Raw genomic sequence first — 22,683 nt, forward strand, 5'->3', positions numbered from 1 at the left:
CAGACATGATCAACATCCGCTCATTCCGCGACTTGCTGCGCCTGCTGTTCATCTTCCAGCGCGAAGTCAGGATTACCGTGCTGGCGACGTTCGTCATCATTCTTCTGGGCGCGTTTCTGCTCCCCAACCGCTATGAGTCCACCGCCCTGCTGCTGGTCAAGCCGGGGCGCGACAGCAGCACGGTGCCGATCGAGTTGTCGGATCGTCAGGCCATCGTGATACCGAGCGGCCTGCGCGATCCGCTGCTTGACGAGGAGCGCATGCTGAGTGGGCGGCCGATCATGCGTGCCGTGTCCGAGAAATACCTCGCCGAGTTGTCCATGGTGCCGCCTGAAACCGGCGTTCTGGCCTCGGTGAAGAACGGCATCAAGACTGTCGTCGGAGCGCTGGTCAACGGCGTGCGCAACGTTCTGCAATTCATCGGGCTGGTAGAACATCGCTCCCAGGCCGAACGTCTGGCCGAGGATCTGGAGAAAAACTTCAAGGTCAGCCATGAGCCCGGCTCGTCGGTGATGGAACTGAGATTTACCTGGAACGACCCGGAAATCGCGCAGACCGTGCTCAAGACCTGGATCACCGAGTATCAGACGCAGCGCACCAAAACGCTGGGCCGGGTCAGCTTGTATGCGTTCTACGAAGGGGAAGTGAAGGCCACTGGCGCGAACATCATCGAGTACAAGAAGCAGATCCAGAACTACCTGAACCAGTTGAGCGCGGTCAGTATTTCCCAGCGTCTGGCCGACACCTCGCAGGGGCTAAACGATCTGCGCACCGAGCGCAACAACACCACCCGCTCGATTGCCTCGACCAAGGCAGGTCTGGACCTGCTGAAAAAACAACTGGCAGCGCAGCCCAAGACCGTCTCGGCAGGCCGCGAACTGGCCCTCAACCCCAATCGCCAGGACTTGCAGAACCGCATCAACGGCAAGGAAGTGGAACGCCAGGAAATGCTTCGCTCGTTCAAGGAAGAGGCGCCGCCGATTCGGGCCATCAACGAAGAAATCAATAACCTCAAAAAGCTGCTCAAGGAACAGGACGCCACCGTACAGCGTTCCGAAAGCATCACGCCCAACCCTATCTACAACCGCATGCAGAACGTCTACGCCGATCAGCAGACCAGCTACGCACGCCTGCAAACCCAGCTTCTTCAGCAAAATGCGCAGATCGCGCAGCTGGAAAGCGACCGCCAACAGGCATTGAATCTGGAACCGGAACTGTCGCGCCTGCAAAACGAGCTCGATGCGGCAGAGAAAAGCTACGCGCTGTACAAGGACAGCCTGGAAAAATCGCGTATCGACCGTGAGCTCGACAACAGCCAGATCAGCAATATCGCGACCGTCGAGGACGCGACCTTCAACCCCAGCCGGGTATTCCCGAAAAGCCTGCTGATGCTGTTTCTGGCATTCCCACTGAGTATTGTGGTCGGTGCCGTGGCGCTGTACTTCTTCTACCTGCTGGACCAGCGCATTCATGACGGCGACAAGATCGAGAGCAGTTTTGGTGTTCCGGTCTGGACCAGTCTCCCCGATCTGGAACGTGCTCAGGAACGCAGTGCGGCATTCACCTCCAATCTGCATCGGGTCTACGGCATTCTGCCGCTGGACCAGGTAGACGAGCGCGGCTTGACCATCGGTTTCACCTCGGTCAAATACGGCGCCGGCGTGTCGTTCGTGATCGCGCGGCTGAGCGCATTGCTGGCCGAACAGGGCCATCGGGTACGCACCGAGGGCCGCGGTCCGGCCATTCCGGGCGAAATTGTGCTGATCAATGCCTCGGCGCTTTCAGCGAATCAGGACGCCTTCGTGCTGCTGCGCAAGGCTGACCTGATCGTGCTGGTGGTTCGCGCCCAGGACACCACCGTACCGATGCTGGAAGACACGCTGAACAACCTCAACACCGCGTTCAAGAAAGTCGACGGCATCATCATCAATCGTCGGCGTTTCGAAGTGCCTGAAAAGGTCCTGAATTTCCTCAAGCGGATCGGGAGCCGAGGCTGATGCGGATAGCTCTGCTTGCGCCGCTGCCACCCGAGCAGAACGGCATCGCCGATTACGCAGGACATCTGCGGCATGCGCTTGAAGGCCTGGGTCTGCAGGTCAGTACACCGCTGCAGGGCGTCGGCAACGATCCGCGCGCTGCAGAGCAGCGAGTGGCCGAAACCGACTGGAGCGGCATTGATCTGGTCCACGCCGAACTGGGCGGCGGGCGACTGGCGGAGTTTCAAGCCCTGCGCGCACTGCGTCGGCGTTTCCCCAAGCTGCCGTTGACCGCGACCGTGCACGATCCCGAGCGGCTGGTCTGGCGGCGCGAAAAACTGCCCTGGCCGCTGTCGATGGTCAGCGGCATGCGCTCGCCGCTGCCGGAAATCGCCACGGTACTGGCCGATCCGCTGTGCCTGCGCGAAGAACGGCAACTGGCGCGACACATGACCCGCCTGGTGACCCTGACCCAGGCGGGCAGTCAGAGCCTGCGCCAGCGCATGGGTCTGACAGCCGCGCAGATGGCGGTCATCAATCACGGCAACCTCGACATCGCCCCCGCGCCGTTGCCGCCATTGAATCCGCTGCGCCTGCTGTATTTCGGTTTCATTTATCGCGGCAAGGGTATCGAGGACCTGCTCGATGCGCTGTCCAGCGTATTCACTGCCCAGCCTGCGCTGCGCTCGACCGTGCGCCTGACCCTGGCCGGTGGCAGCGAGCCGGAAATGGCCTTTGGCCCGTCCGGCAGTTATCTGGAACAACTGCGACTGCGCATCCGCCAACTGGGCCTTGTCGATCTGATCGACTGGCAGCTGGACCTGCCTGCCGAACAGATTCCGCAGGTGATACAGGCCCACCACGTCATGGTTCTGCCCTATCGCGAATCGAGCAAACTGAAGATTCTCGGCAAGCTGCGCGGCACCAGCGGCGCGCTGTCGTGGGCGGTGGCCTGTGGCCGAGGCGTGATCACCTCGGATGCACGCTCGTTTGCTGAAGAAGTCTCGCACGGCAACGGCATGATCTACCCGCAAGGCGACGTCGACGAGCTGGCGCAAGCACTGGCCCGCGCCTGCGCTACACCAGAGCTGGTCAGACAATGGGCCGAGAATGCCGCGCTGATGGGCAAGGCCCGGGTCTGGAGCCATACCGCAGAACATTTTCACGATGTATTTCGTCAGGCTTGCCAGGAGAAGTGACATGCAGCGTCCACCCAGATTCGGGCAACTTGTCACCGGCGTACTGCTCGGCGCAGCGCTGAGCTGCACCGCGCAGGCGGCAACGGTCCTCAAGGCTCCCCGCGAAGTGGTCTGGGCGGACTTTCTGGGCGTCAACGTACAGTTTCAGTATTTTGCCCCGGACATCTATCAACAGCAGATGAGCCGTCTGGACGAACTGGGCCTGAACTGGGTGCGACTGACCATTCACTGGCCAGTGATCGAGCCGCAAAAGGATCGTTACGCCCTGACCGAGCTGGACGCCGCCATGGTCGCGATCAAGGCGCATAATTACAACACCCTGGCGTACCTGGTCGGGTCAGCGCCTTTCGCCAGCAGCGCGCCGGCCGATGCAAAGAGCCGCGATCAATATCCCCCGACGGATTTCAACGTGTTCGCCGCACGCATGACCGCCCTGGCCCAGCGCTATCCGCAGGTCAATAACTGGCAGGTCTGGAACGAGCCGAACATCGTCTGGCTGCCCAAAGAAGATCCGGCTGGCTATGGCCGTTTGCTGACCACCACTGCCAACGCAATACGCGCCGCCCTGCCGGACAAGACGATCGTCACTGCGGGCATGGCTTACTACAGTCAGATGCACAGCACCTCCGGCTACATGCTGCAGACCCTGCTCGATAACGGCCTGGGCCAGCAGAATATCGTCGCGGCCTATCACCCCTACTCCGAGTACCCGGAAGGCGATTCCACACCGGATCGCGATTTTCTGGTGCGCGCCAATGCCATGAACCAGTTGTTGCACAGCAATGGCGTCAAGCAGGTGTGGGCCACTGAATGGGGCTGGTCGAGCTATGCAGGCCCGGTGGAAATGCAGCACCTGATTGGCACCTCCGGCCAGGCTGACTACACCCTGCGACGTCTGGCGCTGATGAGCGCCATGGATTTCCAGCGCATCTTCCTGTTCAACCTCAGCGATCTGGACGAGCGCGCCTCGGCCCGCGATCAGGGTTACGGGCTGCTTGACCTGCAAGCCAGTCCCAAACCGGCCTACACCGCGCTGCAGAACTTCTTGAAAATCACCGGCCCGCGCCTGCTACCCGCCGAGCCACCCGCCGTGAGCAGTGTGCCAGACGACCTGTATGCCGTTCCGTGGACGCGTGCAGACGGCACGCATCTGCTGATGTTCTGGAGTGCCGCGGGCACGTCGCTGACTTTTCCGGCTATCACCGATGCGGTGGTTCACGACCCATTGACCGGTAGCCGCACCCCGCTGTCCGGCAGCCAGGGCGTCACCCTGCTGCTGAAGCCGACTCTGCAAATTCTGGAATGGAAGCCCTGAGCCATGCGAATCCTGTGGACGCTCCCCTACCTGCCCTGGCCCACCACCAGTGGCGGCAAGACCCGGGAATACCATTTGCTGCGCAACCTGGCAGCGCGCGGTCATCGCATCACGCTGCTGGTGCAGTCCAAGAACCCGCTGGACGACGACGCGCGCGCAGCACTGGAGCCGTGGCTGGAACGCCTGATCGTGATCGATCGCCGCCCGCTGCTCAGCCTGCGTACCGTGCTGGCCGTGGCTTTTGCACCGCCACCGATGCTGGCCAGCGTGAACGGCTACGCGCCGCAACTGGAAAAGACCTTCGAACAGTTGCTGGAGGAGGACTGGGACATTATTCAGTTGCAGCACACTTATGCCTTTCAGCCCTTCGAACGTGCGCTCAAGCGCTCCGGCAAACCCTTTGTGCTGACCGAGCACAATGTCGAATCGGACCTGGGTGCCGCCAGCTACGACCGTCTGCCGCGCTGGGCCAATGCCTTTGCGGTCTATGACCGCTGGCGCTACCGGCGCTGGGAAACCCGCGTGTTTCGCCAGACCGGCGAGTTGATCGCGGTCACCGAGGACGATGCCAAGGCGCTTTCGCGTCTGAGCGGCAGGGCTACGTCCTATGTGGTCAACAGTGTCGACTGCGATTATTACGCCAGCGTCCATGCGGACCGTCACAGCCATCGCCTGCTGTTCATCGGCAACTATGAATACGGCCCCAATGTCGACGCCATCGAATGGGCGCTGGACGAGATCATGCCAAAGGTCTGGGCCCTGGCACCCCATGTGCGTTTTGCCATCGGCGGCTTCGGTATGCCTTCGGCCTGGCGCGAGCGTTGGCCTGACCCGCGCATTGAATGGCTGGGTTTTGTGCCTGACCTGCGTGCCTTGCAGGCCACTGCCTCGATGTTCTTCGCGCCCCTGCGCCAGGGTGGCGGCTCCAAGCTCAAGACCCTGGAAGCCATGGCCGCCGGCCTGCCGGTGGTGACCACCGCACAGGGCGTTTCCGGGCTGGCGGTGCGCAATGGCGAACATTACCTGGGCAGCGAGGATGCCTCCGGGCTGGCGACCCTGATCGCCGAATACACCGACCAACCACTGCAGCTCGAGCAGATTGGCGAAGCCGGCCGCGTCTATGTTCGCGCCCGGCATGACTGGTCCGTTTCCGCCGCTCAGCTGGAAGTGATCTACACCCGCTTTTCGTTCTCCAAGCAAGGATTGCGCTCATGCGTATAGGACTCGATTACCGCGCCGCAGCCGGTTACCCCACCAGCGGCATCGGACGCCAGAACCTGGCACTGGAACGGGCATTCCGTGAACATCCGGACGTGCAATTGCAGCTGTTCGGCGTGGCCCCCTACGATCATCCGGTACGCCGCCTGATGCATGCCCCGCGCTGGGCCGCCCCATTGAATTCAGTGCATCGGCTGCCGGATCGCCTGCGCTTCGAAGGCCAGTATCTGCCTGCAGCCCTGCGCGATGCTGGCATTCAGATCTACGTGGCCAATATCAACATGGGCCTGCCGCTGGGGCGCAAACCAGCCGGTGTGCGCTACGTACTGCAACTGCACGATCTGTTTCAGCTCACGCAGCACAACAGTCACGGTTCGCAACTGAAAGCCAGGCTCTACCGGATGACCGACTACCTGTCGATTGCCTGGTCGCTGAAGGTCGCCGATCAGATCTGGGTGCCCTCGCAGTTCACTGCAAACGAAGCGGCGCGCCTGTTCCCCAGGATCAAGGCCAAGCTGCGCGTCATACCGCTGCTGGTGGAAGACTTCAAGGGTGAGCCGGCCGACATCGCGCAACTGCGCCTGCCGCTGCGTTACTGGCTGTGCGTGGGCACGCGCGAACCGCGCAAGAACATCAAATGGTTTGTGGACGCCTGGCAGACCGCGCGCATGCAATTCGTCGATACCCCGGAGCTGGTACTGGTCGGTGGCGATGATCCGCTGACCGAGGCCCAGCGCCAGTTACCGGGTCTGCATGTGCTCAGCGGCCTGAGCGACGCCGAACTGCACGCCGTCTACAAACATGCCGAACGGCTCTGGCAACCCTCCAAAAGCGAAGGTTTCGGGCTGCCGGTGATTGAAGCACTGAACACCGGCACACCGGTTGCAGTGGCCTCGGGGTCCTCGCTGGACGAAGTCGCCCCGCCCCACAGCCCGCGCTTTTCGCCGGTCGACAGCGGTAATCTGATCAGGTTGATGGGCACCCTGTCGCAGGCCGCCGAAGAGGATCCGGCGATCGCCACAGCCTGGACGCAGCGCTACCAGTTGAAAGCCTTTTGCGAACGCGTGCACGCGGCGCTGGAGGAATTGCGCTGATGCCAATGGCCTTACCCTTGGGGCTGCTGTTCAGCCTGCTGTTCGGCGTGATGATCTGGATGCTGCCGGCGCCCTTCGTGGTGGCGGCAGCGATCGGTATCGTGGCGGTTGCCACGATCATCCGCCGGCCGGTACGCGGGCTGCTGCTGTTCTGCCTGATCGGAACCTTCCTGCCCTACTCGACGGTTCAGATCGGCATTCGCACCACGGTGTCCGAAGCGCTGATCATGCTGACCTGGGCCAGCTATCTGCTGCATGCAGTCTTTCAGGAGCGCCACCGTGTGCCCCACATGCTGCGCCCCGAACGGCTGCTGGTGGCATTGATGCTGTTCAGTGCGTTTCCGTTTCTGGTCGGCCAATTGACCGTCGTCGCCGAGGGCAACGGCCCGATCAACTGGGTCCGCTGGTTATTCAACCTGTCGATCCTGTTTCTGGTGCCACGTCTGCTGACCGACCTCAAGACGCTGGAAAACGCAGTCATCGCGCTGCTCGGCGGGACGCTGTTGCTGCTGGTGCTGTCGATCGGGGTCTACGTCACCAAAGGCTCGGCCACTGCAATCATTCCGATTCTCGGCAGCCTGGGCTACAGCGGTGCCGACGTGTTGAGCGAGAGCCTGCTTTCGTTCGCCAGCCGCATGGGCTCGCCGTGGATGCACCCCAACGTGGCCGGGGGTGCGCTGGCGATGCTGCTGCCGCTGGCCTTCTGCTTCGGCATGACGCGCAGCGGCACGGCTCGCAAGCTGGGCCTGGCGGTGGCGGCACTGGGTACGGTCGGCCTGTTGCTGACCGGCTCACGCGGTGCGCTGTTGAGCCTGATCGCAGTAATGCTGCTGATGGCCCGGCGACGCATTCCGCACTTGGGACGGCTGCTGATGGGTGGCATGGTGGCCGGCATTCTTCTGCTGATGTTCTACCCGCCTCTGCAAGACCGACTGATGGGGCTGTTCAGCGACGACGATGCCAGTACCGCGATTCGCTTTCTGGAATACAGCCATTTCCCCGACGCAGTGGCCACCTTCCCGTTCGGCATCGGTTTCAAGACCGACCCGCCGGTCTTGGGCTACACAGAGTTCGGCATTTCCAACCTGTGGCTGAACTTCATCTACAAGATCGGCATACCCGGCATGCTGCTGTTCATCGCCATCACCCTCAGTTGGTGGAAGGAAGTGCGCCCCGGAAGCGGCCGGGTCGTGCTGACTCGCGACAACGGTATTGCGCTGGGCTGCACCAGCGGTGTGCTGGCTGCGTTGTTCAGCGGTCTGTTCGACCATTACTTCAGCTTCACCAGTGTGCTGGTTGCAGTGTTCTGGCTCTTGCTCGGCATCAGCCTGCACGAAACCCGACGCCTGCGCGCCATGCCCGACAACACATCCAGACACCTTGACGCCTCACCCGGGCCGGGAGCCTCCTCATGAAACACCGCATGCTGCATTCTCATAATCTCAGAGAGGCACTGCCCGATTACGCGCGCAAGATGGCGGTGCCGCTCGACGAGCTGGATGCCGCCTACCAGTGGATGCTGGACAACGAAGTGTGCTTTGAAACGCGGATCAAGGAACGCACCCTGTCGTTCATCTGCTACCTCAATATCGAGCCAAGAATCGAACACCCGCTGGCGCGACGCTTCTACAAGCTGCTGGCCAGCGAAACCAAGGGCGCACTTATTCCGCTGTACGGGATCAACTGGCCGACCCTGCGCGACCGCATGTTGCGGACCTGGGAGCAGGCTTACAACATCCTCATCTGCAAGATCCCCAGCCACACCCTGCGCCTGCTGTGGTTGCGCATCGGCGGCGCGAAGATCGGCAAGGGCTCGACGGTCTGGCGCAATACCGAGGTGCTGGGCGTCGATAGCCTGCGCATCGGCGATGACAGTACGGTGGGCTGGCACTGCCAGCTGGACGCACGCGGCGGCCTGGTGATCGGCGATCACGTCACCATCGCTTCACATGTGCTAATCATCGCCGGCGGACACGATCTCAACGAGCCTGAATTCTGGGCGGTAGGCGGGCCGGTGTTCATCGGCGACTACGCCTGGATCTGCAGCCGCGCGCTGCTCTCGTTCGGCGCCGACATCGGCGAAGGTGCCGTGGTGGGCGGTAACAGCGTGGTCTCCAAACCGGTTCCGCCCTACGCCATCGTCAGTGGCCCGAACGCGGAGATCAAGGGCGAGCGCGCTCGCGGCCTCAAGTACAAGGTGGGCGGCAAAGGCCTGTTCACCTTGTTTCACTGATCAGAAGCGCAGGCGATGCTGGGATCGACACTTTGGCTGACACTGGCCACCCTCACCGGTCTGGCTGCCGGATTTGCCCGCGAATGGCTATTGGTGGCGGCCTGGGGTGCCGGAAGCCAGAGCGACGCGTTTCTGGTTTCGATGTTCCTCCCCGAGGCGCTGCGCATGTCACTGGCCGCGGGCTTGCTCAGCGCTGCTGCCCTGCCCCTTTATCAGCAGCGTACCGCTGAACGGCAACAGCGCTGGCTGGGAGGCATGGCACCGCGTCTGTTGCTGACCGGGCTGGCCGTGAGTGTCATTCTGCTGTTGAGCGCCGGGGGGCTGGTGCGCTTGATCGGCCCGGGGCTGGACGCCGACGGCTACGCGCAGGCTGCCAGCGGCCTGCGCTGGCTGGCCTGGTGCGCGCCGGGGTTCATGCTGCATGCGCTGTTTTGCGTACCGCTACAGGCTCGCTCGCGCTTCGTGCTGGCCGGGCTCGGCTCGCTGCTGTTCAACCTGCCGCCAGTCATCTACCTCGCCACGTTCAGCCATGCCTCGACGTCGACCGGGCTGGCCAGCGCGTGCGTGCTGGGTAGCGTGCTGATGCCGGGTGTGTTGTTGCCAGCCCTGTATCGCTCGGGCTGGCGGCCCTGGCAGTGGCAATCGGAAGCTGGCGCAATGCGCGAGCTGTTGCAGCGTATCGGCCCGCTGCTGAGCAGCAACCTGGCCAGCCAGGGGCTTGCCCTGCTGGAGCGTATGGTGGCTTCGCTGCTCGGCGAAGGCGCGGTGACCTGGGTCAACCTGGCGCGCAAACTGATCAACCTGCCGCTGATTGCGTTGATGAGCCTGAATCAGGTACTGCTCGGCCTGATGAGCGGCAGTGCCGGCGATCAGCGCCTGTCGCTGCTGAAACGCGGGCTGGGCAGCGCGACCTTGCTGACCCTGCCGGCGGTGGCCGGGCTGATCGGCGCGGCCGGGGCGCTGGTAACCCTGTTGCTGCCCAATCAGACCCAGGGCGGGCCGCTGCCGGAACTGCTGGCCTGGTTTGCCGTGCCGCTGATGTTCGGCGCCTGGAATGCCTTGCTGGCGCGCTATGCCTACGCCGCCGGTGACACGCGTCTGCCGCTCAATTGCGAGCTAGTCGGCAGTCTGTGCAATGCGCTGCTGCTCGGCGCACTGCCCTTCGCCTTCGGCCTGACCGGCATTGCCCTTGCCGCGCTGGGCGGCGCGCTGGTCACCGGCGTGCTGCTGATGCGCCGCCAGTCTTTGCTGAATGTCTTGCCGTGGCGCAGCCACTGGTTGCTGGCCAGCCTGCTGATGGCTATCGCCGCCCTGTTGCTGCATCCGCTGCACGACACCTGGCTGCAACTGGGCCTGAGCTGTGTTTATGGCGCGCTACTGCTGGTCGGGCTGGCGCTGTGGCTCAAGCCGTGGCGCAACGTGTCAGCCTGATCGGCGGCCTGACGGCAGGCTTCCCTGAAACGCTCCAGGCTCGGCGAGATGAACTTGTCGCGGTGCCTGATCATGAAGAACCGGCGATTGAGCGGCGGCAGCGGGCTGGCGAGCGTGCGCAACTGCCCGCTGGCCAGCAGGTCGGCGACCACACGACCGGACAGGCAGCTGATGCCAATGCCTTGCGCGAGGGTGCGCATGATCGCTTCCGAGCTGCCTACCTGACGCATGTCCTGCAGGTCATGCAAATGCCTGAGCAGCAAGTGTTCGACCTCTTCGCGCGTCCCCGAACCCTGCTCACGCAGCAGCCACCCGGCGCTCTGCAGTTCGCCCAGCGACACGTGTTCCTGCCCGGCCAGCGGATGAGCGCTGCCGGCGACGATGAGCATTTCATCGACCAGCCATGGCTCGGCGATCAGCTCAGGCAGATGACAGGGTGCCTCGATCAGACCCATGTCGATTTCAAACTGCGCGACCTTGCGCGCGATCAGTGCACTGTTGCCGATGTCCACATCGATTCGCAGCTGAGGCGTCGAGCCGCGCAGTGCCCCGACGATCTGTGGCACAACGTAATTGCCGATGGTGCTGCTACTGCCGATGCGCAGGCGAGCATTCAACGCCGCGTCGGGCAACAGAAAGCTGTTCTCGATCTGCTGGGCATTTTCCAGCATTTTCATGGCTCGCGGCAGCAGTGCCTGCCCGCTGTCATTGAGCAGCAGACGCTTGCCCACCCGGTCGAACAAACGCGTACCCAGTGCGCTTTCCAGCTCGTTCAATGCCGCGCTGGTGGCTGACTGGGACAGTGCCAGAGCGCTACCTGCGCTGGTGGTGCTGCCACAGCGGGTGATCGCGCAAAAAATCTGTAATTGCCGCAGGTTGATTCTCAAGGCCGTGTTCTCTCGCCGGGCACCTACCTGAAAAACAGGTAACGATGAGAGAGATTACCCGTTTAGAAGATTGACTGTCGATCCGTAGACTGATGGCACGTCCCGAAATCACCCGCAGGAGACTGTCATGAGCAGGCTCGCAATCCTCATCAAGGGCAACGCCCCCTTCGCAGCACTGACCAGCCCGCTGGAGGCGATCCGGCAATTCACCCCCAACTGGTTCGCCGTGACCATGGGCACCGGCATTCTGTCGCTGGCGCTGGCTCAACTGCCGGGTAGCCCTGCCCCGCTGCGCGCGCTGGGCGAAGCGTTGTGGTTCCTGAACATCGTCCTGTTCACGCTGTTCAGCGTGATGTACGCCAGCCGCTGGTTGCTGTTTTTCGATGAGGCACGTCAGATCTTCGGGCACTCCACCGTGTCGATGTTCTTCGGCACCATTCCCATGGGCCTGGCGACCATCATCAACGGCCTGCTGGTGTTCGGGCCGGCGCGCTGGGGCAGTGCCATTGTCCCGGTTGCTGAAGCCTTGTGGTGGCTGGACGTGGCGATGGCCCTGGCGTGTGGGGTGCTGATCCCTTTCATGATGTTCACCCGTCAGGAGCACAGCATCGAGAAGATGACCGCGGTCTGGCTGTTACCGGTGGTGGCCGCCGAAGTTGCAGCGGCCTGTGGGGGATCGCTGACGACACATCTTGCGGCCGCTGATTCGCAGTTCACCGTGCTGATCACCAGCTACGTACTCTGGGCCTACTCGGTGCCCGTGGCGTTGAGCATTCTGGTGATTCTGCTGTTGCGCCTGGCGTTGCACAAACTGCCCCACGAAAGCATGGCCGCGTCCAGCTGGCTGGCACTCGGCCCCATCGGTACGGGCGCCCTGGGCATGCTGGTGATGGGCAGCGACGCCCCGGCCATCTTCGCCGCCCACGGCCTCGCATCCATCGGCACAGTGGCAGCAGGCATCGGTGTGGTGGTCGGTATGCTGTTCTGGGGGCTGGGTCTGTGGTGGATGGCGCTGGCCGTGCTGATTACGGCGCGCTACGTGAAACAGGGCATCGGCTTCAACCTGGGCTGGTGGGCGTTCACCTTCCCGCTTGGCGTGTATGCAGTGGCGACGCTCAAACTCGGCGCTACCCTGCATCTGGGCTTCTTCGATGTCTTTGGCACGTGGCTCGTTGCGCTGCTGGCGCTGATGTGGTCGGTCGTGTCGGTACGGACTCTGGCCGGCGCCTACCGGGGTTACCTGTTCGTCTCGCCCTGCATCGCAGCACAAGGAGGTGTCCGCCGGTAAGTTTCCTTGAACTTACCTCGGCGGCGAGGCGCCTGAGAGGAATATCTTCATGACAGAGAGCCTCCATGCCCAACTCAGCCTTTTCCGCCAGCCACTTTTCCGGCAACCACGCCGCTCGCGATGAAAACATCGTCATCAACTCCTACACCACCGTGCTGCGCAAGACGGGCGTTCCCCATGAGCTGTTCGCGACCTACTGGCGCGACGTTCATGGCCCGCTGTGCGCCAGGCTTGAAGGCCTGGGCTGGTATGTCCAGCATCACCTGACGCGGGAAAAGGACGGCCACCTTTGGCCGATCATCGAAGGCGTTAAGGCCTTGCCGGGCTACGTGCTGGATGGTGGCGTAGAGATCGGCTTTCTGTCCGCCGAAGCGCAGAAACAATTCAAGGATGCCAGCGCCCTGCTGTTCTCCGACGAGCAGAACATGTTCGAGGAAACCATCGCCTACGACGTACCGGATGGCTCCAGCACGCTGGTGGATCGCCTGCCTGATCCGATCCCCAACGAAACCGCCACACTGGACAAGATGCATCTGCACTTTCATCTCGCCAGCGCTGACCTGCCTGCAGCCCGAAAAGCCATTGAGCAGCTCGCTCGCGACATGGCGGGTTCCGATGCTGTGCTGAAACTGCGCCTGCACCTCGCACAACCTTACGACAACGCCAAGCCTGCACCGCCTGCGCCGGATGTTAATCATGAGGTCGAAGCGTCGCGCCTGAATATCGTCATGATGGAGTTGGTGTTCGAATCAGCCTGGACGCGCCGGACCTATTACGCCAGCGAGCAGTTCAAGACGATCACCCAAGGCATCAGCGAGCATGTTCGTTACATCACGCCGTTCGGTGTCAGCGGTGTCTATACCTATGTGCGCGATGCGCTGATGACCACTGCTGGCGTACGCGGCAGCAGGCAGGCCGAGCTGATCCGGCAGTTGGGCGCGATCAACCAGACCCGGCCCGAGATCGAAAGCCTGTTTGGTGCGCCGTCGACTTTTTGATGTATCTGCTCCGCATGTCTGCTTTAACCGGCACGATTCGGAATCGTGCTTTACTCAGCAAAATGGAATTGGGTGATGCCTGTGAAAGCTTTGACGACTCGTGAGGTGTATCAGCAACTGCGGGATGCTGCGATGGGTACACGGTCGCTGATGCTTCTTGGCACACCCTCCGGTTCCGGGCTGCAGCAGGTCGAGATTGACGGCTGGCTGCTGACGCTGGAAGTCACTGAGGGCAGCCCGACTCGCTGTCGGGCATGTCGCTGTCCGCTGGGTCGGGAAGGCTCGTTCGAAAGCTGGCTGCGCACTGATCCGGTGAGTTTGCTCAGCGGCTGGGAGCATGCGCAGATCGAGCGGTTGCTGGGTGAGGCGGCAGCCGAGCGGCCTGGGCTCGATCAGGTTCGGGGGCAGTCACCTGACTCTCAATGAGCGGTGCTTTAACTGCCTGGTTATGTTTGACCGAGGCACCTCTCGTTCCTCATCGTCCGTACTCATCGTTATACACAAGTCTGCTTTTGATTCTGGCCGAAGGCCGTGGGAGCGAACTTGTTCGCGAAGGGAGCTGCATATTCGCCGAGAATACATCGACTGAAACACCGTCTTCGCGAACAAGCGAAGCGTCACCCGGCTCACTTCCACGCCCTTCGGGCAGAAGCCTGTAAGTCCTTTATTCCGGGCATTCTAGAACTTGCGTATAACGCTGAGCGCTGCGCGTGGGAATGCAGTTCGTGACGCTCCGCGTCACACGGCGGTTCAGCGACATCAGGTGGATTGGCGTTCGACTCAAGTCACCTTTTCGCCCCTCGGAGAGTTACTTTGATGAGGCCAAAGTAATGTCGCGCTCCGCATAGTCAGTGCCATAGAGACTGAAAAGCGCCCTGCCTGGACTCTGCCCATTGCTGAATCGTTTAACTCGGCGTTAAATAGCTGTTCAGACGGCATGCAACACCATAATTCCAATAATTACAGAAGGACCACCATCATGAAATCCCTTCCTCTGCTCGTAGGCCTCGGTGCTCTTACAGCCGCTTCCAGTGTGTTTGCCTGGGATTACGTGCTGCTCGACACCGACAAGGCTGCGCAGAATCAGCAGATCACCAGTCAGCAACTGGGCGTCAAGACCGACAAGCCATTCACTGTCACGATGCGTACGCTGCATGGCGGTCGTCAGGAGGGCGTGAGCATCATCGATATCGACAATGGCACGATGAAGCTGTCAGTCGTCCCGACCCGTGGCATGAATGTGCTGCAGGCGTCAGTCGGCGATGTGCGCATGGGCTGGGATTCGCCGGTCAAGGACGTGGTCAATCCGGCCTTCATCGAGCTTAATGGCCGCGGCGGTCTGGGCTGGCTGGAAGGTTTCAACGAGTTGGTAGCTCGCTGCGGCTATGAGTGGGTGGGCCATCCGGGGATGGACAACGGCGAGTTGCTGACCCTGCACGGCCGTGCCGCCAACATTCCGGCGAGCAAGGTGACACTGCAGATCGACGAAAAACCGCCGTACGCGATCCGCCTCAAGGGCGAATTGAAGGAGCAGGCATTCAAGAAGGTCGACTTCTCGGTGCAGACCGAACTGGTCACCGAGCCAGGCAGCACGAGCTTTTCGCTCAACGATACGCTGACCAACAATGGCGACTACCCGAAAGAATACCAGGCGCTGTACCACAGCAACTTCAGCACGCCGTTCCTCGAGCAAGGGGCGCGTTTCGAAGCGCCGGTCAAGCAGGTTTCGCCGTTCAACGACAAAGCCAAGGGTGATCTCGGCGACTGGCAGACCTACCGCGCACCGACTCCGGATTACGACGAGACGGTCTACAACATCGTGCCTTACGGCGATGCCAAGGGTGACACGCTGACCGTGCTGCACAACAAGGCTGGCAGCCTGGGCGTGTCAGTCGGTTTCAATACCAAGCAGTTGCCGGTGTTCTCGCTGTGGAAAAACACCGACACCAAAGGCCAGGGCTACGTCACCGGACTGGAACCGGGGACCAGCTTCTCCTACAACCGCCGCTTCCAGCGCCCGCTGAATCTGGTGCCAACCATTGCTCCGAAAGAGCAACGTCAGTTCCAGATCAGCTACAGCCTGCTGGCTGACAAAGGCGCGGTCGACAAAGCCCTTGGGCAGGTCAAGCACATTCAGGACGGTCGCGAGACTGAAGTGCGCAAAGAGCCGTTAGTGGACCTGACCAAGGAGCAATGATCCTCATCTGACGTTTCTCCAACGCAGCGGTGAAACAGGGCCGGATGTCGACGCAAGCCATTGTGTCGACATCCGGCCCTGCTCGTTCCGGTGGTAAAAAAATTCTCACAACACTTGAGGTTTTCGCCTGTCTACACCCTCTCAACCCTTCGAAGAAGAGCATGCACATGAAAATCCTGATGGTTTTGACATCCCATGACCAACTGGGCGACACCGGCAAGAAAACCGGTTTCTGGCTCGAAGAGTTCGTCGCGCCGTATTACGCGTTCAAAGAGGCCGGTGCCGACATTACGCTGGTTTCTCCGAAAGGCGGTCAACCACCGCTGGACCCGAAAAGCGATGAGCCCGACGCTCAGACCGAAGACACCAAGCGCTTCTCCAACGATGCTGATGCGCAGAAAGCGCTCGCTAACACCGGCCTTCTGTCTGACGTCAATGCTGCCGATTTCGATGCCGTGTTCTACCCGGGCGGTCACGGCCCGCTGTGGGACCTGGCTGAAGACAAGGACTCCATCGCGCTGATCGAGGCTTTTGCCAAGGCAGACAAGCCACACGGGATGGTCTGTCATGCACCTGGCGTATTGCGTCACGTAAAAGCGCCGGACGGCCAGCCACTGGTCAAAGGTCGCCGCGTCACAGGCTTCACCAACAGTGAAGAAGAAGCGGTCGGCCTGACCAAAGTCGTACCTTTTCTGGTCGAAGACACGCTCAAGCAACTGGGCGGCGACTATTCCAAGGGCGAGGACTGGGGCGTGTACGTGCTGACCGACGGCAAGCTGGTGACTGGCCAGAACCCGGCCAGCTCTGCGCAGGCAGCCAAAGACCTGATCACTCTGCTGAGCTGATCGATCTGCGCGGTTCGGCGTCCGACGCTATCAGTATCGGGCAACGGACCGCGCGTCATTTAAATCGAATCTTGCACCCGCCACACTGACCAATAACCACACCCCCCGACAATAAGGAATACGGTCATGGCTGATGAATCCAAACGCGAAGACCTCGATCACAAGCCGGAAAACGCAGGCAAAGTGGGCGAGAAGAACAAACAGCTCAATCAGCAGGGTGAACAGGCCCGACCTGCCACCTCCCCCGACCCGCAGAAAGACAAGTCAGGCAACTGACACTGCGTCAGAGCAAGCCGCGTTCGGCACACACCTTAACGACTTGTTCACGCAGCCAGCCACTGGCTTCGTCCCGATCCGCCTGGGCACTCCATAGCATGTCCAGGCTGAAGCCAGGCAGGTCAGGCGGCAATTCGAGTACGGAAATCCACACTTCATTACCCAGCAGCGTCTGAATACGGCGTGGCAGCACCAGCATGAAATCGGTGCCTTCCAGCAATTGCAAGGCCGCCCGGTAGCTGTCGGCCCGCGCGACGATGTTGCGCTCCAGCCCCTGACGCTGCAGCCAGCCATCCACCATGTTGGTGTCGGACGTCCACGGCGTCGGGTAGACATGACGGTGCTGGATAAAGGTTTGCAGATCGATAAGAGCGCTGAGCGGCGCGAATCTGGAGTCCATGACGCAAACCAGATCATCCTCCATCAACACCTGCGAAATCAGACTGTCCGGGACTCGGTGAAAGCCAGGCCCGAAGCACAGGGCGAGGTCAAACAGGCCATCGTTCAATTGCTCCGCAGGCAACTGCTGCTCAAGTTTTTGCACATTGACCGTCACCGAGAAACCGGCGGCAGCGAAGTCACGCATCAAATGCGGCAATACCAGCAGCTCGAAATACTCCGGCGCGCAGACCGTGAAGGTCGTTTGTGTGCGAGTCGGGTCGAACAGATCGAGACCGTCATGACACAGATTGACCGAGCGCAGAATCTGCTGCACATGATCGTGCATGGCCAACGCCTTGCGGGTCGGACGCATACCGTTGCGGGTGCAGATGAACAGATCGTCCTCAAAGTTCGCACGCAGCTTTTTCAGGCAGTAACTGACCGTCGACTGGCTGACATGCAACGCTTCCGCGACCAGGGTCAGGTTGCGCTGCTCATACACCGAGACAAAGACCATGAGGTCCTGCATGTCCAGCTTTCTCAGGGCATTACTGTTAAGCATCAAGGTATCTCGCTGGCGCTATGACCGGGCGGTCAGGTCAACGCGCACAAGATAGCATCAAAATGCAATCACTACGCCCCTCCGCTCGCTACCATCATGCCTGCATCGGAGAGAATACAGTTGCCATCCATCATGCCGCTTGTCTGGTCTGACTACCCTTGAGGGCGTTCTGGAGATCGTCTGCAGCTAGCGGAGTGTCTGCCTTCCACGCTCAGGCATTCTGCCGACGGCAGCTGCGGGATTCTGCGCCGTCTGCCTGTTCGGTTTCGGACTCAACCACCTCATCCACGGCCAACCACCAGGTCAGACCGCGACACGGGTACTGAACATAGAACGGCTGGCCCATCATCGGCGTAGTGATCGAGACATTCTGCTCCCAGGCCAGAGCCAGAATGCGATCGAACGGCTCGTGCCAGGCATGCATCGACAGGTCGAAGGTGCCGTTGTGGATCGGCAGCAACCAGCGACCGCGCAGGTCCAGGTGCGCCTGCAGCGTCTGCTCGGGCTGCATGTGCACATCGGGCCACTCGACGTTGTAGGCGCCGGTTTCCATCAAGGTCAGGTCAAACGGTCCGTATTGCTCGCCGATGGTTTTGAAGCCATCGAAGTAACCGCTGTCGCCACTGAAGAAGATCCGCTGATCGCCATCGATCATCACCCAGGACGCCCACAAGGTGCGGTTACTGTCGAGCAGCGTGCGCCCGGAGAAATGCTGTGAGGGTGTGGCGACGAACTCGATGCCCGCCACCTCGGTGGACTGCCACCAGTCCAGTTGACGCACCTTGTGCGCAGGCACGCCCCACTCGATCAACGTATCGCCCACGCCAAGCGGCGCCAGAAAGTGCTCGGTCTTGTCGGTCAGCGCCTTGATAGCCATACGATCGAGGTGGTCGTAATGGTTGTGCGAAAGAATCACCGCCTTGATCGGCGGCAACTCTTCGAGGCTGATCGGCGGCTGATGAAAGCGCTGCGGGCCCGCCCACTGCACGGGCGAGGCACGTTCGGCAAACACGGGGTCGGTCAGCCAGAACTGGTCGCGCAGTTTGAGCAGAACGGTCGAGTGCCCCAGGCGGTACACCGTGTTGTTCGGTGCAGCCAGCAATTGCTGACGCGACAGCGGCTGCACCGGAATGTCGCCTGCCGGGCGTGTGTCCTTGGGCTTGTTGAACACCTGATCCCAGAAAATACCGAGCGTGCGCAGCAGGCTCGATGGCTTCATGGCGGCGTGATTGCGGTATCGCCCTTCGTGACGGGACAAGACAGGCAGTGAAGAAGAGTCCTTTTTCTGATGCGTCGAGGCCATGGTTCGCTGACTCCTGGGGGCAGGTTGAGGCTCCAGCCGTGCATACTTCGTACGTGATCCTGTTGCAGGATGTCCGAGGGAAAATATGTAACATTGTTTTACACTACACGGTGTAGTTTTAAGCTTGCATGATCCTTGGCGACAAGTAAACTGCTGAGTGTAATTTTCTCTAAACGCACGTTTGAAGCGAACCTATGACCGAACCCATGCGCCTCACCGATCAGAAACGCGAATCCATCGTCCAGGCGGCTATCGCCGAATTCGGCGATCGTGGCTTCGAGATCACCAGCATGGACCGGATCGCCGCGCGGGCCGAGGTTTCCAAACGTACGGTCTATAACCACTTCCCCAGCAAGGAAGAACTGTTCGCCGAGATGCTGCAGCGCCTCTGGAGCTGCGCACCGCCGCAGGCCGAAGTAGTTTTTCATCCGCAGATCGGCTTGCGCGAGCAGTTGCGGGAATTGCTGTGGGGCAAGATGCGCAACCTGACCAACAGCCACTTCCTCGACCTGGCCCGCGTGGTGGTTGGCGCGACCATTCACTCGCCCGAGCGGGCGCAGGTGTGGATGGCGCGTATCAATGAACGAGAAGAAACCTTCAGCGCCTGGATTCGCGCCGCACAGAAGGACGGCCGTCTGAAACCGGTCGACCCGGCCTTTGCCGCGACGCAAATGCATGCCTTGCTCAAGTCGTTCGCGTTCTGGCCGCAGGTGACGTTCAGTGCGGCATTGCTTACCCCCGAGGAGCAGCACACGGTGGTCGAGTCGACGCTGGACATGTTTCTCGGCTGGTACGAAATAACCCGCTGACGCTTAAGCAATCGGCCACGGTATTTTCAGTCGAGCACAACGCCCCGGCATTCGCCGAAGCCAATCGAGACGTGCCCTTCGCGATGACAGCGGGCACGCATAATCACCTCGTCGCCAAGCTGCAGGAACATTCGCGTTTCGCCATTGGGCAAGCTCACCGATTGTTTGCCGCCTGCGGTCATCTCCAGCAGGCTGCCGTACTGACCTTCCTCGGGGCCGGACAACGTACCGGTGCCGAGCAGGTCGCCCGGCTGCAACTTGCAGCCGTTGACGCTGTGATGCGCAACCATCTGCGCCACTGTCCAGTACATGTTCAGCGCGTTGCTCAGACCTAACCGATGAGGCGCCAGCCCTTCGGCTTTCATCTGTGCCGTCAGCAGCAGCACTTCCAGCTCGATATCCAGCGCCCCGCGCTGCTGATCGTGGTCATCCAGCAGATACGCCAACGGTTGCGGATCGCCTTCCGGACGCGGCGGTTGCGCGCGACGAAACGGCTCAAGTGCTTCGGCGGTTACCACCCAGGGCGAGATCGTCGTGGCAAAGCTCTTGGACAGAAACGGTCCTAACGGCTGGTATTCCCACGCCTGTATGTCACGCGCCGACCAGTCGTTGAGCAGGCACAACCCGGCGATGTGCTCGGCGGCCCGATCGATCCCGATGGCCTCGCCCTGGGCATTCCCCGGCCCGATCCAGACCCCCAGTTCCAGTTCGTAATCGAGGCGCTGGCAGGGACCGAAAACGGGAACCTCCTGGCCTGGCACCAGGGTTTGCCCGCTGGGCCGGCGCACCGTCGTACCGGAGGGACACAAGGTCGACGCTCTGCCGTGATAGCCGATCGGCACGTATTTGTAGTTGGGCAGCAGCGGGTTGTCCGGGCGGAACAGCTTGCCGACATTCAGTGCATGATGAATACCGACGTAGAAGTCCGAGTAATCACCCACCCGAGCCGGCATGTGCAACGTGCACTCACTCATCGGCAGCAACAAACCGGCAATGCCCTGCAGCCTGTCGCGCTGTTGACTGTCTTCATCGAGCAACTGCAACAAGGCGGCGCGCAACACCCGTCGGGCAGCGGCACCCAGCGCAAGGAAATCATTGAGTTGGTCGCGGCTGGCAACCTCGGCCACGTCGGCGGCCGGCCCCTGAAACACCCCGGACTCTGTTGCCACGCGCAGATCGAAAATCCTGTCGCCGATGGCCACCCCACCACGCGGAGCGGCCTGGCCATGGCTGAACACGCCCAACGGCAGGTTCTGCAGGGGGAAATCGGCATGCCCGTTGGCAGATTCGACCCAGCTGCGACGATTGAGCGCGGTATTCATCAGCGTGGCTCCTGGGTGTACGTTCTGGCCATGTCCTTCCAGCAGGCATCGTAATCGGCTTGCAGTTGCGGGCAGTCGAGCGCATGACGACTGGGGCGCAAGACCTTGCCGGTCTCGAACATGAAGGCCATGGTGTTGTCGATCCTGTGCGGTTTCAGTTCGGCGGCAATGGCCTTTTCAGCGGTGACATTATCAGGGCCGTGCGCACTCATGCAGTTGTGCAGCGAAGCGCCTCCGGGCATGAAGCCTTCGGCCTTGGCATCGTACGCGCCGTCGATCAGGCCCATGAATTCGTTCATCAGGTTGCGGTGGAACCACGGCGGGCGGAAGGTGTTCTCAGCCACCATCCAGCGCGGCGGAAAGATCACGAAATCGATGTTGGCCTGGCCGTGAATAGCCCCCGGTGAGGTCAGCACGGTGAAAATCGACGGGTCCGGGTGATCGTAGCTGACCGTACCGAGGGTGTTGAAACGCCGCAGGTCGTATTTGTACGGAACGTTGTTGCCGTGCCAGCCCACCACGTCAAAGGGTGAGTGCGCCAGTTGCGTCGACCACAGTTCACCGAGGAACTTCTGCACCAGTTGCATCGGCTGGCTACTGTCTTCAAAGCAGGCGACCGGGGTCAGAAAATCACGTGAGTTGGCCAGCCCGTTGCTGCCGATCGGGCCCAGTTCCGGGAGGCGCAAGGCGCAACCGTGATTCTCGCAGAGATAACCGCGGGCGCTGCTGTCGAGCAGGTGCACGCTGAACTTCAAACCTCGCGGCAGGACAGCGATTTCCAGAGGTTCGATATCCAGCAGGCCCAGTTCGGTGACGATTCTGAGTCGGCCCTGCTGGGGCACCACCAGCCATTCACCATCCGCACTAAAGAACGCTCGCTGCATGGAGGTGTTGGCGGTGTACAGGTAAACGCTGACACCCTCGGCCTGCTCCGCCGCCGAGGTGCTGGCGAGGGGGATGAGACCGTCGATGAAATCGGTCGGTGCCGCCGGGATGTCGAAGGCATTCCAGCGCAACCGATTGGGGTTGATCGGCCCCTGCTCCTGACCGGCGATCTGCCGATCCATGCGCTGATAATGCGGATGGGCTGCCGATGGCTTGATCCGATACAGCCAGGTACGTCGGGCTTCGCTGCGCGCGACCGTAAAAGCGGTGCCCGAGAACTGCTCGGCATACAGACCCAGCGGATGCTTCTGCGGCGAATTCTGGCCAAGGGGCAGCGCGCCGGGCAGCGCCTCGCTGCTGAACTGGTTGCCAAAGCCCGACTGATAAACCAATGCGTCGGAACTGGAGTGGATAGCCATCTGGACCTCTTGTTGTCATGGGGTCGGGCAGAGACAGGACGAAAC

20 protein-coding genes are annotated in these 22,683 nt (G+C 61.4%); 15 read left to right on the forward strand and 5 right to left on the reverse strand.

Annotated features, from left to right (window positions below; translation table 11 throughout):
- Nucleotides 1–5: 5 nt before the first annotated feature.
- From LIX91_RS13055 to LIX91_RS13090, 8 genes are read left to right on the forward strand one after another with little or no spacing between them, the layout of a single operon-like run.
- Nucleotides 6–1,997 carry a GumC family protein gene (locus LIX91_RS13055; RefSeq protein WP_226488578.1) on the forward strand — a complete coding sequence of 664 codons (1,992 nt, stop codon included), beginning with the start codon at nucleotides 6–8 and terminating at the stop codon, nucleotides 1,995–1,997.
- A complete protein-coding gene (locus LIX91_RS13060) occupies nucleotides 1,997–3,175 on the forward strand; it encodes a glycosyltransferase (RefSeq protein WP_003417684.1) in 1,179 nt (392 codons plus the stop codon). The genes LIX91_RS13055 and LIX91_RS13060 overlap by 1 nt, the downstream gene beginning before the upstream one ends.
- Nucleotide 3,176: 1 nt before the next feature.
- On the forward strand, nucleotides 3,177–4,490 hold the full coding sequence (locus tag LIX91_RS13065) for a cellulase family glycosylhydrolase (protein ID WP_226488579.1): 1,314 nt from the start codon (nucleotides 3,177–3,179) through the stop codon (nucleotides 4,488–4,490).
- 3 nt (nucleotides 4,491–4,493) lie between these two features.
- The gene (locus tag LIX91_RS13070; RefSeq protein WP_226488580.1) at nucleotides 4,494–5,711 is read left to right on the forward strand and encodes a glycosyltransferase family 4 protein; all 1,218 of its coding nucleotides are present in this window, start codon (nucleotides 4,494–4,496) and stop codon (nucleotides 5,709–5,711) included.
- Nucleotides 5,702–6,802, forward strand: coding sequence for a glycosyltransferase family 4 protein (locus LIX91_RS13075; protein WP_226488581.1), 1,101 nt, complete (start codon nucleotides 5,702–5,704; stop codon nucleotides 6,800–6,802). The genes LIX91_RS13070 and LIX91_RS13075 overlap by 10 nt, the downstream gene beginning before the upstream one ends.
- Nucleotides 6,802–8,217, forward strand: a complete 1,416-nt coding sequence (locus tag LIX91_RS13080; RefSeq protein ID WP_226488582.1) for an O-antigen ligase family protein — start codon at nucleotides 6,802–6,804, stop codon at nucleotides 8,215–8,217. The genes LIX91_RS13075 and LIX91_RS13080 overlap by 1 nt, the downstream gene beginning before the upstream one ends.
- Nucleotides 8,214–9,035, forward strand: coding sequence for an acyltransferase (locus tag LIX91_RS13085; protein ID WP_100073217.1), 822 nt, complete (start codon nucleotides 8,214–8,216; stop codon nucleotides 9,033–9,035). The genes LIX91_RS13080 and LIX91_RS13085 overlap by 4 nt, the downstream gene beginning before the upstream one ends.
- 15 nt (nucleotides 9,036–9,050) lie before the next feature.
- Nucleotides 9,051–10,466 (forward strand): lipid II flippase MurJ, encoded by a 1,416-nt coding sequence (locus LIX91_RS13090; protein ID WP_100073218.1) that lies wholly within the window; start codon nucleotides 9,051–9,053, stop codon nucleotides 10,464–10,466.
- Here the strand turns inward: LIX91_RS13090 and LIX91_RS13095 are convergent.
- Complete coding sequence (locus LIX91_RS13095; protein WP_226488583.1) at nucleotides 10,400–11,353, reverse strand: LysR family transcriptional regulator; 954 nt, start codon at nucleotides 11,351–11,353, stop codon at nucleotides 10,400–10,402. The genes LIX91_RS13090 and LIX91_RS13095 overlap by 67 nt on opposite strands.
- A 127-nt stretch (nucleotides 11,354–11,480) precedes the next feature.
- On the opposite strand from LIX91_RS13095, the gene LIX91_RS13100 reads away from it, so the two are divergent.
- The 6 genes from LIX91_RS13100 to LIX91_RS13125 all read left to right on the forward strand — a co-directional run bounded on the left by LIX91_RS13100 (nucleotide 11,481) and on the right by LIX91_RS13125 (nucleotide 16,957).
- Nucleotides 11,481–12,641 carry a TDT family transporter gene (locus tag LIX91_RS13100; RefSeq protein WP_103695729.1) on the forward strand — a complete coding sequence of 387 codons (1,161 nt, stop codon included), beginning with the start codon at nucleotides 11,481–11,483 and terminating at the stop codon, nucleotides 12,639–12,641.
- A gap of 65 nt (nucleotides 12,642–12,706) precedes the next feature.
- Nucleotides 12,707–13,639: a hypothetical protein gene (locus tag LIX91_RS13105; protein WP_003417693.1), complete on the forward strand. Its 933-nt coding sequence runs from the start codon at nucleotides 12,707–12,709 to the stop codon at nucleotides 13,637–13,639.
- A gap of 75 nt (nucleotides 13,640–13,714) precedes the next feature.
- A complete protein-coding gene (locus LIX91_RS13110) occupies nucleotides 13,715–14,065 on the forward strand; it encodes a hypothetical protein (RefSeq protein WP_003412204.1) in 351 nt (116 codons plus the stop codon).
- 553 nt (nucleotides 14,066–14,618) lie between these two features.
- Nucleotides 14,619–15,836 carry an aldose 1-epimerase family protein gene (locus tag LIX91_RS13115; protein WP_003412206.1) on the forward strand — a complete coding sequence of 406 codons (1,218 nt, stop codon included), beginning with the start codon at nucleotides 14,619–14,621 and terminating at the stop codon, nucleotides 15,834–15,836.
- Between the two features lie 167 nt (nucleotides 15,837–16,003).
- Complete coding sequence (locus tag LIX91_RS13120; RefSeq protein WP_180301314.1) at nucleotides 16,004–16,681, forward strand: type 1 glutamine amidotransferase domain-containing protein; 678 nt, start codon at nucleotides 16,004–16,006, stop codon at nucleotides 16,679–16,681.
- Between the two features lie 126 nt (nucleotides 16,682–16,807).
- Nucleotides 16,808–16,957 (forward strand): hypothetical protein, encoded by a 150-nt coding sequence (locus LIX91_RS13125; RefSeq protein WP_002554136.1) that lies wholly within the window; start codon nucleotides 16,808–16,810, stop codon nucleotides 16,955–16,957.
- Between the two features lie 7 nt (nucleotides 16,958–16,964).
- Here LIX91_RS13125 and LIX91_RS13130 read toward each other — a convergent pair whose 3' ends face one another.
- Both LIX91_RS13130 and LIX91_RS13135 read right to left on the reverse strand, forming a co-directional pair.
- Nucleotides 16,965–17,900, reverse strand: a complete 936-nt coding sequence (locus LIX91_RS13130; RefSeq protein ID WP_226488584.1) for a LysR family transcriptional regulator — start codon at nucleotides 17,898–17,900, stop codon at nucleotides 16,965–16,967.
- Nucleotides 17,901–18,111: 211 nt separating this feature from the next.
- Nucleotides 18,112–19,203, reverse strand: coding sequence for an MBL fold metallo-hydrolase (locus LIX91_RS13135; protein WP_226488585.1), 1,092 nt, complete (start codon nucleotides 19,201–19,203; stop codon nucleotides 18,112–18,114).
- A 194-nt stretch (nucleotides 19,204–19,397) separates the two neighbouring features.
- On the opposite strand from LIX91_RS13135, the gene LIX91_RS13140 reads away from it, so the two are divergent.
- Complete coding sequence (locus tag LIX91_RS13140) at nucleotides 19,398–20,012, forward strand: TetR/AcrR family transcriptional regulator (RefSeq protein ID WP_003370440.1); 615 nt, start codon at nucleotides 19,398–19,400, stop codon at nucleotides 20,010–20,012.
- A gap of 26 nt (nucleotides 20,013–20,038) precedes the next feature.
- Here the strand turns inward: LIX91_RS13140 and fahA are convergent, their stop codons facing one another.
- Together fahA and hmgA are read right to left on the reverse strand one after the other, a co-directional pair.
- On the reverse strand, nucleotides 20,039–21,334 hold the full coding sequence (fahA, locus tag LIX91_RS13145; RefSeq protein ID WP_226488586.1) for a fumarylacetoacetase: 1,296 nt from the start codon (nucleotides 21,332–21,334) through the stop codon (nucleotides 20,039–20,041).
- Entirely contained in the window at nucleotides 21,334–22,638 is a 1,305-nt protein-coding gene (gene hmgA, locus LIX91_RS13150; protein WP_226488587.1) for a homogentisate 1,2-dioxygenase, read from the reverse strand. The genes fahA and hmgA overlap by 1 nt, the downstream gene beginning before the upstream one ends.
- Nucleotides 22,639–22,683 lie beyond the last annotated feature (45 nt).

Origin of the sequence: Pseudomonas sp. B20 (genome assembly GCF_020515755.1) — a bacterium.
Taxonomy (GTDB): domain Bacteria; phylum Pseudomonadota; class Gammaproteobacteria; order Pseudomonadales; family Pseudomonadaceae; genus Aquipseudomonas; species Aquipseudomonas syringae.